The organism is Streptococcus sp. CF8_St5-11 (assembly GCF_024295625.1).
Classification (GTDB): domain Bacteria; phylum Bacillota; class Bacilli; order Lactobacillales; family Streptococcaceae; genus Streptococcus.
The window spans coordinates 136048-153126 of sequence record NZ_JANCOJ010000001.1 but is presented as its reverse complement, the minus strand read 5'-3'; the positions used below and the strand labels follow the sequence as shown (position 1 = coordinate 153126).

The 17079-nt window shown below is 43.9% G+C and carries 15 protein-coding genes; 11 read left to right on the top strand and 4 right to left on the bottom strand.

Translation table 11 applies throughout. The features are described 5' to 3' along the window. Positions 1-22 precede the first annotated feature (22 nt). Positions 23-220 carry a DUF3272 family protein gene (locus NMM13_RS00750; RefSeq protein ID WP_003002577.1) on the top strand — a complete coding sequence of 66 codons (198 nt, stop codon included), beginning with the start codon at positions 23-25 and terminating at the stop codon, positions 218-220. Positions 221-263: 43 nt separating this feature from the next. On the opposite strand, the gene NMM13_RS00745 is transcribed toward NMM13_RS00750, so the two are convergent. Beyond that, positions 264-1808 (bottom strand): helix-turn-helix domain-containing protein, encoded by a 1545-nt coding sequence (locus NMM13_RS00745; protein WP_254726893.1) that lies wholly within the window; start codon positions 1806-1808, stop codon positions 264-266. Beyond that, positions 1789-3456: a sensor histidine kinase gene (locus NMM13_RS00740; RefSeq protein ID WP_254726891.1), complete on the bottom strand. Its 1668-nt coding sequence runs from the start codon at positions 3454-3456 to the stop codon at positions 1789-1791. The genes NMM13_RS00745 and NMM13_RS00740 overlap by 20 nt, the downstream gene beginning before the upstream one ends. A 195-nt stretch (positions 3457-3651) precedes the next feature. Between NMM13_RS00740 and NMM13_RS00735 the strand changes: the two genes are divergently transcribed. From NMM13_RS00735 to NMM13_RS00695, 9 genes are all read left to right on the top strand, one after another. Next, on the top strand, positions 3652-4569 hold the full coding sequence (locus NMM13_RS00735; protein ID WP_021153492.1) for a sugar ABC transporter permease: 918 nt from the start codon (positions 3652-3654) through the stop codon (positions 4567-4569). Between the two features lie 15 nt (positions 4570-4584). Then, the gene (locus tag NMM13_RS00730) at positions 4585-5481 is read left to right on the top strand and encodes a carbohydrate ABC transporter permease (RefSeq protein ID WP_049475288.1); all 897 of its coding nucleotides are present in this window, start codon (positions 4585-4587) and stop codon (positions 5479-5481) included. Between the two features lie 9 nt (positions 5482-5490). Next, on the top strand, positions 5491-7053 hold the full coding sequence (locus NMM13_RS00725; RefSeq protein ID WP_254726889.1) for an extracellular solute-binding protein: 1563 nt from the start codon (positions 5491-5493) through the stop codon (positions 7051-7053). 103 nt (positions 7054-7156) lie between these two features. Beyond that, a complete protein-coding gene (locus NMM13_RS00720; protein WP_254726886.1) occupies positions 7157-7795 on the top strand; it encodes a YesL family protein in 639 nt (212 codons plus the stop codon). Between the two features lie 181 nt (positions 7796-7976). Beyond that, complete coding sequence (locus NMM13_RS00715; protein WP_254726884.1) at positions 7977-9239, top strand: ABC transporter permease; 1263 nt, start codon at positions 7977-7979, stop codon at positions 9237-9239. 15 nt (positions 9240-9254) lie between these two features. Next, positions 9255-9887 carry an ABC transporter ATP-binding protein gene (locus NMM13_RS00710; protein ID WP_021153487.1) on the top strand — a complete coding sequence of 211 codons (633 nt, stop codon included), beginning with the start codon at positions 9255-9257 and terminating at the stop codon, positions 9885-9887. Positions 9888-9899: 12 nt separating this feature from the next. Beyond that, positions 9900-11276 (top strand): ABC transporter permease, encoded by a 1377-nt coding sequence (locus NMM13_RS00705; protein WP_254726881.1) that lies wholly within the window; start codon positions 9900-9902, stop codon positions 11274-11276. A gap of 72 nt (positions 11277-11348) precedes the next feature. Continuing rightward, positions 11349-12002 (top strand): response regulator transcription factor, encoded by a 654-nt coding sequence (locus NMM13_RS00700; RefSeq protein ID WP_254726879.1) that lies wholly within the window; start codon positions 11349-11351, stop codon positions 12000-12002. Further along, a complete protein-coding gene (locus tag NMM13_RS00695; protein WP_254726878.1) occupies positions 11999-13324 on the top strand; it encodes a HAMP domain-containing sensor histidine kinase in 1326 nt (441 codons plus the stop codon). Before NMM13_RS00700 ends, NMM13_RS00695 begins: the two co-directional genes overlap by 4 nt. A gap of 184 nt (positions 13325-13508) precedes the next feature. On the opposite strand, the gene NMM13_RS00690 is transcribed toward NMM13_RS00695, so the two are convergent. Both NMM13_RS00690 and NMM13_RS00685 read right to left on the bottom strand, forming a co-directional pair. Further along, entirely contained in the window at positions 13509-14198 is a 690-nt protein-coding gene (locus NMM13_RS00690) for an ABC transporter ATP-binding protein (RefSeq protein ID WP_254726876.1), read from the bottom strand. Between the two features lies 1 nt (position 14199). Next, positions 14200-15303, bottom strand: coding sequence for an ABC transporter permease (locus NMM13_RS00685; protein WP_254726874.1), 1104 nt, complete (start codon positions 15301-15303; stop codon positions 14200-14202). A gap of 528 nt (positions 15304-15831) precedes the next feature. Between NMM13_RS00685 and NMM13_RS00680 the strand changes: the two genes are divergently transcribed. Next, positions 15832-16770 (top strand): cell wall-binding protein, encoded by a 939-nt coding sequence (locus NMM13_RS00680; RefSeq protein WP_254726872.1) that lies wholly within the window; start codon positions 15832-15834, stop codon positions 16768-16770. Positions 16771-17079 lie beyond the last annotated feature (309 nt).

The window sequence follows — 17079 nt, the reverse complement described above, 5'->3', positions numbered from 1 at the left end:
TGAATCATGGTAAAATAATTTTATGAATAGAAAACAATTTGCAGTGATAGCAGTCTTTACTGCTATGGAGACTTATTTTTTCAATGAAGCGACCATGGCGGGTCAAATGCTCTTTGCATGTTTTTGGGCCCTCTTGATCTTGCGCAATCTCCAGACGGCCTATATGGTTGAGAAGATTGCTAGTGCCATTGAAAAAGAAATCAGAAAGAAAAGAAAATAAAACCTTTGAAAAGAAATCCTTTTTCAAAGGTTTTTTTCTTATTTTAAAAGGCTTCTTGGCATTGCTTGCGGTAATCTCCTGGGGAGAGGCCGACCTTCTGTTTAAAAGCCTTTGTAAAGTAGGAGTAGTTGTCATAGCCCACCTGGAGGGCAACTTGGTAAATGGGGGTATCGCTTTGCGATAGCATCTCTTTTGCGGCGGCCATCCGTTTATCGGTGATGTATTTTACCAGGGTTTCGCCGGTATCGCGCTTAAACATCCGCGCTAGATGATCTGGACTAAGAAAAACCATCTCTGCCAGCTTGGTGCGACTGATATCTTCCTTGTAATGGTGGTCAATGTAGTCGGTGATCCGCTGGATGAGATTGGACTGGTGCTCAAGATCGATCACATAATGGCGAGCAGAGCTCCAGTAATCCCCGATATAGGCTTCAAAAGCTTCGATGGCATGAAACCGCCGTTCGAATAGAAATTGATGGTGTTTGTTTTGAAATAACTTGTGGGCGAGAATGCCGTTCTTGTCCAGATAAATCCCAATTTGCTGGGTCCAGTCTAGCTGGAGTTCACTCAGAGCTGAAAGTGGAATGCGATCTTGATTCTCTAAGCTATGGATGATTTGGAGAAGCTGTTCTGTCTCTAGTTGATTTGTAAAAGTGAGCGATGTCCGATGAGTAGGCTTTTGAGGTAGTGGAGCCAAAGAAGCATATGAGTGGATACTGTTCCAATGGAAGACTTGTTCTTCACTGTATTGGCAGAGGTGAAGAGCCTTCATCAAGAGCGTCTCAAGGGAAATGGAGTCTGAATAGAGAAGGATAGAGGATCGGTCTAAGTCTTGCTGGATCTTCTGCTGGATAGCCTTTAGGAAGTCTGCACACTCTGTAGTCTGATTCTTTTTGAAAAGGCAGAGGTAGCGATCGGTCTGGCTTTCGATTTTACTGAGGGCGCAGTAGTGGACAGGGAAATCCAGGGAGAGATCCTTGATACAATGGCGGAGCTGCAAGCGCCAAGAAGGGACGCTGGGGTGAAAGTCTTCTTCAACTAAGTGGAGAGTGATGAGGACTAAGAGGTAGTCTTCATGTGGTTTGGGGCTATAGCCCCGATTTGTTACTTCTTGAAGGAACTGTTCTGCTTGAGATGGACGCGGTTTTCTCAAGTAGTCATGCCAAAATTCAGCTTCTTTTTGCCCTTGCTGTGCTAATTGGGCCGCACTCTTGTGGCGCTTGATCTTATTGAGGGCTTTTTGAATGATAAATTCTAAGCGGTCGGGGTCAATCGGTTTGAGGTAGTATTCAAAACTTTGGAGTTCAATGGCTTTTTGGGCATAATTGAAATCAGCATAATTGGTGAGGAAGATCGTTTGAATGTCATATTTTTCTGACCGGATCCAGGCTAGGAGATCTAGCCCACTGCCTTGTGGCATCTCGATATCACTGATCATGAGGGCGATTGGGTGACTTTGAATGATGGCTTGGGCTTGGCTCAGGCTGGAGGCAGTATATACCTGCTCAATGCCCAAGGCTTCCCAATGGATGGTTTCCTGTAGGGCTTTAATGATAAAACGATCATCGTCAACGAGTAGGATATTCATGTGTGTCTCCTTTGTAGAGTTCATAAGGAAGGCTCAGTTGGATGCGGGCACCTCCTTGGGATCCATTTGAAAATTGAAGCGTGTAGTGATCTGGATAGAGGAGATCTAGTCGCTCCCGTGCATTGGTTAAACCAATGTGGTGGCCATCTTCTGTGACTAAGGATTTTTTCTCTGCTAGATCTTGTAAGATAGCGGAGCTAAAACCAGGACCATTATCCTGAAGGGAAATGGCAAGCTGTTGGTTTGCTTCTTCATGAATGGAAAGCTGAATGTGGAAGGAATCTTGGAAAGAAAAGCCGTGTTTGATGGCATTTTCCACAAAGGTTTGTAAAAGCAGAGGGGGAATAGCCGCATCTTTCAGACCAGGATCCCAGTCCAGGTCAAAATGGATGCTGTCCCCATAGCGGATTTTCTGGATTTCTAGGTAATTTCGGATATGTTGGATTTCATCTGCTAAGCGATTGAAATCTTGATTGGCTTGAAAGAGGTGACGCAAGTAGTTGGAAGTCACCTTGGTCAACTCCTCGATTTCCTTATAGTCCTTGGTTTGGAGCATGCTGTGAATCATGGAAAGCATGTTGAGGTAAAAATGGGGTCGGACTTGATTTTTGAGATAGTTGAGTTCGACTTTTTTGAGATTGAGTTGCGCGTGGTAGGCGCGAATTTGGAGGTCTTTCATGTGGATCAGCACCTGATTGAGCTTGTGATTGGCCTGATCGATCTCTAAGATCCCTTGGTCTTCGATCACGTCGAGCTTAGTTGAAGCAGCATCCAGTTGAGAAAGCCGCTGGGTGAGTCGTTTTATCGGCTGGATCATCCGCTGACGAATATAAAGGATAAGAACGGTGGAGAGAACAGCGATGATCAAAGGAACCAAGGAGAGTAGGGTTTCTAGAACGATATTTGTACGGAAAACATCCCCGTAGTCGACCGTCACATAAAGATCAAAAGGCAGGTGGGTATGAGTGCTATCTGCTTGAATGAGGGAATCTGACGCATGGATCTGGTTAGGGCGATCGATGGCTAAGCGTCCTTTTTTCCCGATATTGAGCTTTTGCAAGGGTTTTAAAATATCCTGGGTAGAAATGATGGCATAGATGGCCTTACTCTTGTAATGGAGGGATTTTAAGAGGTAATCATGCTGGTTCAGGCTGATCCGTTGCCATTTTTGACTGGTCTTGTCTGTTTCTTTGTCATAGGTTTTAAGATGATCTTTCAATTGCACATAGTCTAGGTAGGGCAGTTGAAGACTGGAGGCATTGAAAAAATGTGGAATATCTCTTGTCTCTATGAAAAAGGTAATGGGACTATCCATCTGGTACTGAAACTCAGTGAAGTCGATCCGCAGTTTTTTTAGGTTTTCTTGGAAATCCGTGAAATCAAGCGGACTATTGAGCTCTGTCAAATAGTCATTGTGACTAATAGTACTGTACATAAAACGCTCAACGGAGTGAAGCTCTGTATTTAAGGAATCCGCATAGATATGAATCGAGTCCTCTAAATGGAGCATATTTTGGTGTTTAATAAAATTTCGGCTAATCCCACCAATCAAAAGGTTGATCAAGGTATTGACGACTAAGAGGAGAAAGAGTAGGCGCGAAAAAAATTGAATCGAGTGATCTCGTGTACTTCTGTGAATAGCTTTCATAATGAGCACCTCACATATATTATAGCACTATTTGAAAACGGATTCATGAACAAAACCGATATTAAAGTAAAAAAAATCGGGAAAGTGCATGTTTTTGTGTGGAGAAAACGGAAAAGTGAATGAAGATGCACGAAAAAGTTCTATAAAGATGGAAAGGATTCCTATAAAATAGAGGAGAAAGAAAAGGAGGGCCTTATGAAAAGCGAAGTAAATGCGAAGCAGAGCAAATTTAAGAAAAATATTCCTTTATATGTGCTGCTCCTACCATCGATTATTTTATTGATTTTATTTGCCTATATCCCTATGGCGGGTTTAGTCATCGCTTTTAAAGATTACTCTCCCGCTACTGGGATATTTGGAAGTCCTTGGGCTGGTCTCAAGTATTTTAACCAGTTCTTCTCATCCTTCCAATTTGCGACAACCATGAAGAATACCTTGAAAATTTCTATTTACAGTATTCTGGTTGGTTTTCCCTTGCCGATTGTTCTAGCCATCATTTGCAACCAGATTCGTGTGGGCAAGTTCAAAAAAATCTTTCAAGTAACGACTTATTTGCCTCATTTTATCTCGACCATGGTCATGTGTGGGATGATTATTCTCTTTCTCTCTCCAAGTAGTGGACTGTTAGCTAATGTCCTCAAATTGGTCGGCTTAAAGATGCCTGCCCTCTTATCCAAACCGGGTAGTTTTGCGGGTGTCTATGTCTGGAGCGATGTCTGGCAACATATCGGTTGGGATAGTATTATCTATCTAGCCGCTTTATCAGCCATTGATCCAACCTTTTATGAAGCTGCGACCATGGACGGGGCGAGTCGATTGCAAAAAATCCGTCATATTGACTTGCCCTTACTGTTACCAACGGCGATGATTCTCTTGATTCTCAGAGCAGGCAGCCTTCTCAGTGTTGGTTTTGAAAAGGTCTTGCTCTTGCAAAATCCACTCAATCTGGCAGGAAGTGAAATCATTTCGACCTATGTCTACAAAGTGGGGATGATTAATTTCCAATATAGTTATTCGACAGCTATCGGTCTCTTTAATACTTTGGTTAACTTGATCATCTTACTGTCGGTCAACTGGTTTGCGAAACGCTATACCAAGACAGGATTGTTCTAGAAAGGAGGAGAAATTGTGAAATTGTTTCAACATGCTAGAAAGACCAAGTCAGAAATCCTCTTTGATGTTTTTATCTATGGTCTAGCGATTTGCTTGATTCTGTTGATTGTCTACCCTTTGTGGTTTGTCATTATTGCCTCCTTCAGTAATCCGTCTGATGTGGCAACCGGTAAGGTTTGGTTTATCCCGAGGGAATGGCGACTAGATGGCTATCAACGCTTGATTGAGCAGCCTTTGTTTCTAAAGAGCTATCTCAATACCATACTCTACACAGTTGTAGGGACCATCGTTGCCCTGGTCATTAATATCCCGGCTGGTTACGCCTTGTCGCGAAAGGACCTCTTTGCTAAGAAATGGGTCAGTGTCTTCTTTATCGTTCCCATGTTTGTCTCTGGGGGCTTGATTCCCATTTATTTGACAGTGAAACAATTGGGCTTGGTCGACACCTTCTGGGTGATGGTCGTACCGTTTGCAGTATCTCCTTACAATATCGTTGTAGCTCGGACTTTCTTTAACAATAGTATTCCAGAAGGGATGTGGGAAGCCGCCCAGATCGATGGTTGCGGAACCATTCATTACTTCAGAAAGATTGTGCTCCCCTTGTCCAAGGCTATTATTGCCGTTATTGGACTTTGGACAGCAGTAGGGATCTGGAATTCTTGGTTCAATGCCTTGATTTATTTGACCAATGAAAATCTCCAACCCCTACAACTGATCCTGCGCCGTCTCTTAATTAGTAATCAAATGTTGCAATCGCAAGCAACAGGGGAGGTAGCTTCTGACCTCCGTATTAAGGCTGATATGATGAAATATGCAGCCATCGTTATCTCAACAGCACCGATTATGATGCTGTATCCATTCGTCCAAAAATACTTTAATCAAGGTGTCATGATAGGGGCCTTGAAAGAATAGGAGAAGATCATGAAAAACAGGAAATTTGCCTATCTGCTCCTTGGAGCAGCTGCTTTAGCTGGCTTGACGGCTTGTGGAGCTTCCACAAATAAATCAAGCAATGACAAGAATGATGGCAACACCTTCAAGATTACGACCGTTCGTTGGTCGGACTGGGGGGAAGACTATCACAAAGGTTTTCTAGATGATTCAGCCAAGGAATCAGGGATCAAGATCAAATGGGATACCATGGTGGCTGCAGACTGGTCGGATAAGAAATCCGTTCTTGTAGCCAGTGGAGATTTACCAGACGCTTTCTTGGGATCCAATGCCTTCACGGATTCTGAAATCGCTCAGAACCAAAATATGTTCATTCCATTGGAAGACTTGATCAAGGATAATATGCCAAACTTGAACAAGGCCTTTGAAAAAGAACCAAAATTAAAAGCTATGGTGACCAACCCTGATGGTCATATTTACAGCCTGCCTAAGAAATTGCCAATGCGGCCAATCGTCGGCAACCAGCTCTTTATTAATAAGAAATGGTTGGATAATCTTGGCTTGAAGATGCCAGAAACCTATGACGACTTGGTGAATGTCTTACAAGCTTTCAAGGATAAGGATGCCAATGGCAATGGCGATGTCAATGATGAAATTCCATTTGGCTCTGGTAACTTTGATCCGACCTTCTCTTATATCTTGCCATTCAACAACCGTCTAGGTGGAGATAATACCTATGAAATGTCCGTCAAAGATGGCAAACCGGTCTACCTACGGACAGAAGATAGTTATAAACAAGGGATAGCGGCTATGCATGAAGCCTACAAGAAAGGCTTGATCGACCCTGAACTCTTTACAGAAGATACCTCTATGTCTGTTGCGAAACGGATGGACAAGGGAGTGGCGCGTGTCGGTGTGTCAAGTGGTTGGACAGCTGATGCAACCTTCGGCCAACATGCTAACGAATATGCTCCTCTTCCAGCACTAAAAGGACCGGATGGCAAACAATATGTCGTTTCTGACCCAGATCATTTGAACTATGGCCGCAATGAAATCTTGATCACGAATAAGTGCAAGGACCCTGCAAAATTGCTTAAATGGTTGGATAAATTCTACACCGATGATGCCAGCATCCAAAACTTCTATGGATCCTTTGGCATTGCGACTGAAAAAGATGGCGACAAATACAAGGTTTTGGCTCCAAAAGATGGTAAATCAGCCGATGAATGGGCTTGGATCAATTCGCTTCGTGACTTTGGACCAAAATATGTGTCAGATGATATCAATAGCCATGTCGACATCGACCAAACGCAAGGTGATGGGCTCAAATTGAAGATGGACAAAGAATTGAAACAATACGCTTTGCCAGCTTATCCAAATGTCATCTACTCTCAAGAAGAATTGAACAAATTGTCCAATATTTATGTCGATATCAACTCCTATGTTACCCAACAAGCTTCTAAATGGGTAGTAGAAGGTGGCATCGAAAAGGAATGGGACGATTACAAAGCAACCTTGAAGAAGATGGGCATTGATGACTTTATGAAGATTCAACAAGATGCCTATGATCGTTACCAAAAAGAAGTGAAGTAACAGTGACTAAGCTCATAAAAGTAAGTATCTCAGGGGCTTAAAGCCCCTGAGTGCTTCCTTGGAGGAAGTAGCAGAAATAGGGATGAAGAACAAGGAGAAGGAAATGCAAAAATTATTTTCATTGGATGGACGCTTAGTCAAGGGTTTGACCCGGTTTACAGACCTCATCATCTTGAACACCTTGTTTATCGTTTGCTGCCTTCCGGTTCTCACGATCGGTGCATCGGTTACGGCTTTAGCAACCATGTGGCACCGCTTGTTGAAAGGAGAAGATACGGATCTCGTCTTTCATTTTTTCCGTCTTTTTCGCGCTAATTTCAAGCAAGCGACGATGATTTGGCTGACTTGTCTAGGCTTATCAGTGCTACTATATCTGGATTACTGTCTTTTTTCAAATACGGCCTTTTTAAATGAGTATGGGATTTGGATTTTGCTTCCCTTTATCGTCCTTCTATGTGGAGGGATGACCTTGATCTTCCCTTATATCGGGCTCTTTGAAGCCCCTACAAGAAAAGTCTGTCTGAATAGTTTCCTCATTGCTCTCTTAAATCCTATTCAAACCATCTTTCTTGTCTTCTTCAATTTGGCGGTGATCTATATCAGTCTCAGTAGTCCCGAACGCTTACTGACAGCTATTTATCTCTTTACGTTTGGTGGTTTTGCCCTATGGAGCTTCTTGAATGTTCGACTGACCGATAAGATCTTTTCAAGAATCCAAGAAGGAGGAGTCTTTGAAAAATGAAGTCAAGGAAGTGGGACGCATATTTTCCTAATATTATTTAAATCGAATATAGTTTCCTAGAAAATTTAGGAAACTTTTTCTATTTCATAAACATTTCACATTTCTCCTCTATAATGAAAGCAACAAATGATGAAAGCGTCCACATTGTATTGTCGTGGGCTTTGAAATGGAGGGTAAGATCATGCTCTTACAACAGGCAATCGCCTATATTTCTCGAAAAAGAACGAGGAATCTGGTCCTCTTTCTGATTCTCCTCTTGATCCTTTCTTGCTTGTATTTCTGTTTTTCACTGATGCAAGTGGGAGAAAGGTTGGAGGACCATATCAAACAGTCGGCTGGGACCAGCTTTGCCCTGACCAGTAAGCAGGGGGCTACTCCCTTTGCACTGAAGGAGGCTAAAAAGGTGCAGCAGCTAGCTGGGGTGGGAGCCATGGTTCCTCAATATGAAAGTCCCGTTCGTATTCTTGGTAAAGAAGCGGTGACTGGGCAGCAGTCGGTAGAGCGGGATGATTTGGGTCAGGAAGCTAAGCAAGCGCTAGGCGCTGTTTTTACCCAGAAGACAGACCAGCACCTAGATTTCCGCAGTGGCAGTTTTCAACTGGTGCAAGGCAAGCACTTATCCGATAAGGCTCGCGGGCAGATCTTGATTCACCAAGAGTTGGCTAAGAAGAATAAGCTAAAGGTCGGAGATTCCTTGACCTTATCCAGCTTTCAGATGGGAGAGACTCCTGCCAAAGAGCAAACCTTTAAAATCGTTGGGATCTTTTCGGGTAAGAAACAGGAAAAATTCACAGGAATGACCTCTGATTTGAGTGAGAATCAAGTCTACCTTTCTTATGAGGATGCGACCAAGCTTCTTGGTCTCAGTCAGCAAGAAGTGACCCAGGTCACCTTTGGGGTCAAAGATCCTGAGAAAATCGATGCGCTCTTGAAGCAAGTCAAAAGCTTGGATCTGGATTGGCAATCTCTACGCGTGGTCGAAGATCGCAAGGCCTTTGACCAGATGAAGGAATCCTCTCAGACCCTAGAAGGCCTGGTACGGATCATGATGATCGTCCTCCTGGTGACGGGAGCCGGTGCTCTATCGCTTTTACTCAGTCTCTGGACACGGGAGCGGATTCATGAAATCGGCGTCCTCTTATCCATTGGGAAGAGCAAGGGCCGGATCTTTAGACAGTTCCTCTTGGAAGTGGTGCTGGTATCCTTACTAGCAGTGATCCCAGCCCTTCTCATCGGGCAGATGGTCAGCCATCGTTTCTTAGAGCAGTTTGTCGGACAGACCGGTCAACAGCAGACCCTAAAATTACTCAACCAAATCCCTCAAGGCCTTTCCTTAGGAATCGCCTATGCCAGCCTCTTGTGCTTGATCCTTCTGTCGCTCGGTGTAACTACCAGCATGATCTGGCGCAAGAGTCCAAAAGAAATATTAACAAAAATGAGTTAAGGAGAAATAACACCTATGTTAGAACTCAAACATGTATCCTATAGCTACCAAAGTTACCAAGAAGAGATCTTCTCAGACGTGAACTATCAGTTCAAAAATGGGACATTTTACAGCATTATCGGTCAGTCTGGAGCAGGGAAATCGACCCTCCTCTCCCTCTTGGCTGGTCTGGACAATCCCAAGAAGGGGCAGGTTCTCTTTGATGGGGAGGACATCCAGACCAAAGGGTCTAGCTACCACCGCAAGCATCATGTCTCCCTGGTCTTTCAGAATTATAATTTGATTGATTATTTGACGCCACTGGAAAATGTCCGCCTGGTCAACAAACAAGCTGGGAAAGACATTCTCTTGGAGTTGGGATTGGACGAAACGCAAATTAAACGCAACGTCCTTCAACTATCTGGAGGGCAGCAACAGCGGGTGGCCATTGCGCGTGCGCTCGTTTCAGAAGCACCTGTCATCTTGGCGGATGAGCCGACAGGAAACCTTGACGAACAGACAGCAGGTGACATCATTGCCATTTTGAAGAAGTTGGCCAAGGAACGCCAAAAATGTGTCATTGTCGTCACCCACAGTAAGGAAGTGGCAGAGGCCTCCGATGTGGTCTTGGAATTGAGTCGCCGTAGCCTCGTTGAGAAGAGCAAGTAAGGAGGGAATGCTATGTTGCGCAATGCTTTTGCTTATATCACACGTAAATGGCCCAAGTCTCTCTTGCTCTTTGCCATCATTCTCCTCATGGGGACCTTGAGCTTGATCGGACTCTCTATGAAGGGAGCGACCCAACAAGCTTCATCGGAAAGCCTGGGATCCATCACCAATAGTTTCTCCATGCAGATTAACCGCAGGACCAATCCAGGAACTCCTCGGGGAGCAGGGAATCTCAGAGGAGAGGATATCGAAAAAATCAGCCAGGTAGAGGGGATCACCTCCTCCATCAAGCGGATCAATGCCATCGCAGATATCCTAGACCACGAGATCATTGAGACTGAAGAAACCCTGCAAAATCAATCTCCAGAGCGGGCAAAATACTTCAAGAACACCTTGATGGTGACGGGGGTCAATGACTCTTCTAAAGAAGATAAATTTGTCTCTGGAGCCTACAAGCTGGTCCAAGGGGAGCATCTGACAGACAAGGACAAAAACCAAATCCTCATGCATGAAGATTTGGCGAAAAAGAATGGTCTCAAGGTGGGCGATAAGGTGCGCCTCAAGTCCAATCTCTACGACGCTGACAATGAAAAAGGAGCCAATGAAACTGTTGAAGTGACCATTAAGGGTCTGTTCTCAGGGAAGAACCAAGCTCCTCTAACTTACGCCCAAGAGTTGTATGAAGATACCCTCATTTCTGACCTAGATACAGCTGCCAAGCTCTATGGCAATACTGTTCAAACAGCTACCTATGAGGATGCGACCTTCTTTGCCAAGGGGGATCAGGACCTTGATCAATTGATCGAAAAAATCAAAGCCTTGGATATCCCATGGAATTACTTTGACTTGGTTAAGAGCTCTTCTAACTATCCAGCCTTGCAAAAATCCATCAGCAGCATGTTCCAAGTGGCGGACTACTTGTTTATCGGCAGCCTCATCTTTGCTAGCTTGCTTCTCACCCTTCTCCTCGTCTTGTGGCTCAATGCCCGTCGCAGAGAAGTGGGGATTTTGCTGGCTTTGGGACTCTCCAAGGTACAGATTGCGGGACAATTCGTGGCAGAATTAGTCATGATCTCCATCCCAGCCTTCCTCCTCTCCTATGGAGTCGCAGGACTTCTTGCCAAAGGAGTCGGAGATACGGTGCTTAAGAACGTAACCAGTGGCATTGCCAAACAAATGGCTCAAGAATCCTCTGCAGCCAACCTTGGTGGAGGAGCTGAAGCAGAAAGCTTCAGCAAGACCCTTACAGACCTCCATATGGACATCCAACCGAGCCAACTGCTGGTGGTTGTCTTGGTTGGCGGCCTCCTCTTGATTCTCGTATCCATCCTTTCTTCGCAATGGCTCTTGCATAAGAAACCAAAAGATCTCTTGGTGGATGTCGAATAAGAGATTGTTTCCTAAAATAGAAATAGGGTATAATAGGAGGTAGAAGAAGTTTCTTAGATAAAAGGAAAGTGTATGAAGATACTAATCGTAGAAGATGAAGTCCTGATTCGCGAAGGGATGAGCGACTATCTCATGGAATGTGGCTATGAGGTCTTTGAAGCAGGTGATGGGCAGGAGGCCCTGGACCTCTTTCACAGAGAGGCGCCGGATCTAGTTTTGCTGGATATCCAGCTCCCTATCCTCAATGGCTTGGAAGTGCTCAAGACTATCCGGAAGACCAGCTCGGTTCCTGTCCTCATGCTGACGGCCTTCCATGATGAAGACTATAAGTTGACGGCCTTTGGAGAGTTGGCGGACGGCTACCTGGAAAAACCCTTCTCCTTGTCCCTCTTGAAGGTCCGTATCGAAGCTATTTTTAAAAAGCTTCAGCCTTCCCGAGTCTTCACCTATGGAGAGGCATGGGTGGATTTTGAGAGCTACACAGCCAGTCTAGCTGGGCAAGCCATCTCCATGAATGCCAAGGAGTTGGAAATCTTGGAATACCTGCTCCAGCATGAAGGCAAGGCCCGGACCCGCTCTCAGATCCTCGATGCCGTCTGGAAGGAGACAGAGGAGATTCCTTTTGATCGGGTGATCGATGTCTATATCAAGGAACTACGAAAAAAACTAGAGCTGGACTGTATCGTTACGGTACGCAATGTCGGCTATAAATTGGAGAGACCATGACCAAACGGAGTATCTTTGCAAAGATCTTTCTGATCACCTTTGCCCTTTTTAGTGGCTTAGTCATCCTTCTACACGCTTCGGTTTACTTTATTTTCCCGTCGACCTATATCGAGTCCCAGCGCCAGACGATTTTGAAGAAATCACAGGCCTTGGCTAAGAGTTTTCAAGGCCAGGAAGAAGGAACCATTGAGTCGGTCATTGATCTTTATTCCAAGACCAATGATATCAAGGTCTCGATCAAGGGCAAGGAAAAACAAAATGCCTTAGAGGTCAAGGATGACTTGCTCGTGAACCCGGATAGCCAGAACAATTCCCTGGTCATTGAGGAGCGAAAGATCCAGACTAAAGAGGGGAAGGACTTGACCTTGCAATTCTTAGCAACTGTCGATTCCCAAAAGGAAGCGCGGGACATCAGTCTGGGCTTTCTTCCCTATAGTCTTCTGGCTTCCTTTGTTCTGTCACTCCTTGCCTCCTATCTCTATGCCCGCATGATTTCTGCTCCGATCCTTGAGATCAAGCAGATGACCAAGCGGATGAAGCGTTTGGATCGGACGGCCAGTCTTCCCATTCATTCGCAGGATGAGATCGGCGTCCTCAAGCAACAGATCAACGACCTCTATCATCATCTCCTAGAAGTGATCGACAATCTAGAGCAGCAGAAACAGGAAAATCTGAAATTGGAGCAGATGAAGGTCGAATTTCTACGTGGGGCCTCGCATGAGCTCAAGACGCCTCTGGCCAGCTTGAAGATTATCCTAGAAAATATGCGGGATAAGATCGGCCGCTACAAGGACCGGGACCGCTATCTGTCGGTCTCCCTCGATATCGTCGATGAGATGAACCAGATCGTCCTAGAAATCCTGTCCCTCTCCTCTGTCCAAGAATTGGCCGGTGACAAGGAGTGGATCCAGCTGGATCAAGTTTTAGAGCAGATCCTTGACCAGTACAAAGTCTTGGCTCACTCCCGCGCGCTCACGATTGACAATCAGATTCCAGCCAAACCAGTCTATATGGACCCAGCGATTCTGAAATTGGTCCTCTCAAATGTCATCAGCAATGCAGTCAAGCATTCGGATGCCGGTGGAGAGATCCAGCTCCGTCTCGAAGAAGAAGGGACGCACTTGGCAGTTGAAAATACCAGTCAAGAAATGGTAGAGACTGCTGAAATGCCAATGACCGCTAGCCGTCAGAAGAAGGAAGGCGGCTTGGGACTCTTCGTGGTCCAACACTTGCTAGACCATGAAGAACTGGCCTACCAATTTGATAAAACGGCTATGGGCTTGCGCTTCTGTATGGAACTGCCTAAAGATCCTCAAGAATAAAAAGAGGCTGGGACAAAAGTCCTAGCCTCTCAATTATTTTTGGATTGTTGAGCAAGACGCAGTGGTTGAGTGGGCTCTACTACGCTGATTTCATCAGCTTTTACAGCCCTACTCAACTGTGCGGAGGTGGGACGACGAAATCGAATTCTAACGAATTACCGATTTCTGTCCCACTCTCTTGTATTTAATCAACCTTTTCTACCTTTAGCAATTGGCCATGTTTTAATTCATAAATGGTATCAACATAGGTCAGGATGGAGCGGTCATGGGTTACCATGATGGCGCTCTTGTTTTTGGATTTAACTTCTTTTTGGATCAATTGGGCGATTTCTTGCCCTCGATCTGGGTCTAGGCTAGCTGTTGGTTCATCGGCTAAGATGACCTGCGGATTTCCGATGAAGGCGCGAGCGATGGCTGGCCGTTGTTTTTGCCCACCGGACATCTGATTCGGGTATTGGTGGTAACAAGCTTCGATGCCAAGATCTGCCAGCAAGGCTTTGACTTCCTCTTGGCGTTTTTTCTTGTCCTTCTCCCCTTTTAATTTGGCCACCAGTTCTAACTGGTCACCGATTTTCATATAGGAGAGGAGCTGGTGATCTTGGAAGATAAAGCCGAGCAATTCCAGCCGTTTTTGCGTCCACTGGCCTTGGTTGAGACCGGTCAAGTCTTGGCCAGCGATGCGAATCCGGCCCTCATCCGCTGATAAAAGCAAGCCAGCGATGGCTAAAAGCGTGGACTTGCCAGATCCAGATGGGCCCAAGATGGCGACGAATTCGTTGGGTTCTACGCTTAAATTAAGCTGGTTGAGGACATGGTGCATTTGGCTACCATCGGCGTAGGATTTTCTGATATTTTCTAATTCGATAATGGCCATCTTATTCTCCATTTCCACCAATGACTTCGATTGGATCTACTTTTTTGATTTTGACAAGGGACAAGGCACCACACAAAATAGAGGCCAGGATAAAGCTAACCGAGATGGTGAGGTTGTCTTTCAGGGTCATAAAGGAAGGGACGCTATTGGGTAAAAATGGCGCCATTATGGTTGCCAAGCCAAGCCCCAGCAGCACTCCGATGAGGGAGATGATGGTGAGCTGGGATAGTTGGACATAGGTAATCTGGCTCATGGACATGCCAATGGCCTTCAAGACACCGTACTGTTTCAACTTCTGCAGGGTGAGGATATAGAAGAAGACCCCAAGGATAGCAGAAGAAGCGAGTAAGAGCACCCACGTGATCATCCGTAGCGTCAGGTTTTGAGCCTTGTAGCCAGGGATTTTATCGATCACTTGCTTCTTATCCGCCACCATTAAGTTGCTGGCTAGATCGCTAGAAGTGATGCTTTTCTTGGTCACAAGGGTTTGGGCTTGCCATTGATAGCTTGGATCTGTTTTTTGCTGCATGCCTGTGTAGGTATCCGAGCTGATGAAACCAATCTCGCTATAGCCGTATTTGGCATTTTTCGCGAAGGCCACGACCTTGAGTTTTTGCTTAGAGGTTATATCAATCACTTGATCGCCGACTTGGATTCCTTCATCCTCTTTGAAAGAACTGTCCAAAATGACCTCGTTTTTCTTTAGGTCGGAGATCTTGAGGTCTGTATCTTCCATGATTGGATTGAGGATTTCCTCTTCATTGTGGTCGGTCGCGAAGTAGGTGATATCCAGAGTATTGGAATCCTTTGATTTTGAGACGGTTGCCCGCTGGATGGACAAACCCGAATAGCCCATTCCCTCTATCTTTTGGACCTCATCTATATCTTTCGCCGTAATGGTTGAAAAGGGGATAATCTCTTCTGAATCCGTCGAAAGGATGTAGTGCAGCGACCCATAGTTATCGATTTGGGCTGATACCGACCGGCCCAGTCCATTTGTCAGACCGGACAAGAACACCACCATAAACATGAGTATGGTAATGAGGAGTTCAATCAAGATAAACTTCTTGGGCTGGTATTTAATTTCATTCCATGCGATTTTCATATTCGTTCTCCTTTTAGCACGGAGGTGCTCGAGCAGGGTTGCTGGCACCTAAACATACTCTACCATCATACCACAAGTGGGGGGATAATAGGAGGATGGTGTTTGGTAGAGTATGAAGGAATCAAAAATTATTGAATGATAAATAATGAAATTATATTTTTCTAAAAAAAGAAACGTTTTCCGGAAAGTTAAGAGTTTGCTCTGATGAATATTCAAGACTCAATTTAATATTTTTAAAATTTTATTATTTTTCAAATTACTGCTTTTAGGGGATTTCGCAATCGATAAATAAACAATTGATAGATAAGTCACATTGTATTTGACATTAAATGGACATTTGCAATGTTTTTGAAGAAAATAAGTAGAGGAGTAAGTACCTCTGTTGTTATAAGAAAAATGTGCAAATTTTTTTGTTTACCCTTGAATACATTGATAATAGCCTCCTTATATCCACACATCATTTGATTTAGAGTAATAAACATGGTACAATGAAAGCGTATACAAAGATCGTGCAAGGAGGGAAAGAAAATGAAAAAAAATAAGCTATTGCTTGCTAGTGCGATTATGATATCAATTTTAACTCCAATGTCTCAAGTAAAGGCTGATTGGAAACGGGATAATGTTGGTTGGTGGTATTCACTGAACAATGGTTCTTATTATAAAAACACAGGAGCTTATATTGACGAGAAGTGGTATAGATTTGATGACAGAGGTTATATGATGACCGGCTGGCAGCCGATAGCGGAGCGTAATGCTACTAGTCGGAAAAAAATAAACTGGTCTTATTTTGATCCAGTAAATGGTGATCAAAAAATTGGCTGGCAAAATATAGATGGAAAGTGGTATTACCTTACTAGAAGTGGAGCACTTATTGGTGAGCAATACATGGATGGGAAATCTTATTATTTTGACCCAGTTAATGGTGATATGAAAACTGGTTGGATATCTAATCCAGGATATGATGGCACGGAATGGAATTATTACGACCCTGTAAGCGGAGAAAAAGCTAGGGGTTGGAGAAATATAGATGGGAAATGGTATTACTTTACAATTAGTGCTTTAAAAGGTTCGCAGAATTTAGATGGAGAAAATTATTATTTTGATCCGGTTAACTGCGATATGCAAACGGGTTGGGTAAGCAGACAAGAGGCCTCTGGTACAAAAAGATATTATTACGACCCAGAAAGTGGGAAACAGCTATCAGGTTGGCAAAACATAGATGGGAAAAGGTATTACTTTGGCCTGTATGGGGCATACAGTGGTCGTATAAGTGGTTTAGATGGAAAAGATTATTATTTTGATTCAGATACTTGTGAATTGAAAATAGGATGGTTTGAGTCAGGTAAATATAAATATTATGCAGATCCAAATGATGGTGGTGCACTTGCAAGAAGTAAGACTTTAATTATAGACGGTATTTCATACACATTCGATAGTGGAGGTACTCTTATAAACAATATACCTTAATTGATCAGCACCTTAAAAGTTAGATTTTTTTCTAACTTTCAAGGTGCTTTTAACTATGATTATAAAGAATTGTATTATAAAATTAGAGTGAGTTATAAGGTTATTTCTTTAATTATTTTTTTGATTCTATTTCAGATACTATCTTATATAATTTTATCTAAAAGTGAACACTGATAGCCTTTTGAAGGAGAAATAAAAAGAGAGTGACTCTATATTTGAATTCGTTGATGGTGATCTTCATATATCCACACATCATTTGATTTAGAGAAATAAACATGCTACAATGAAAGCGTATACAAAATATAAGGA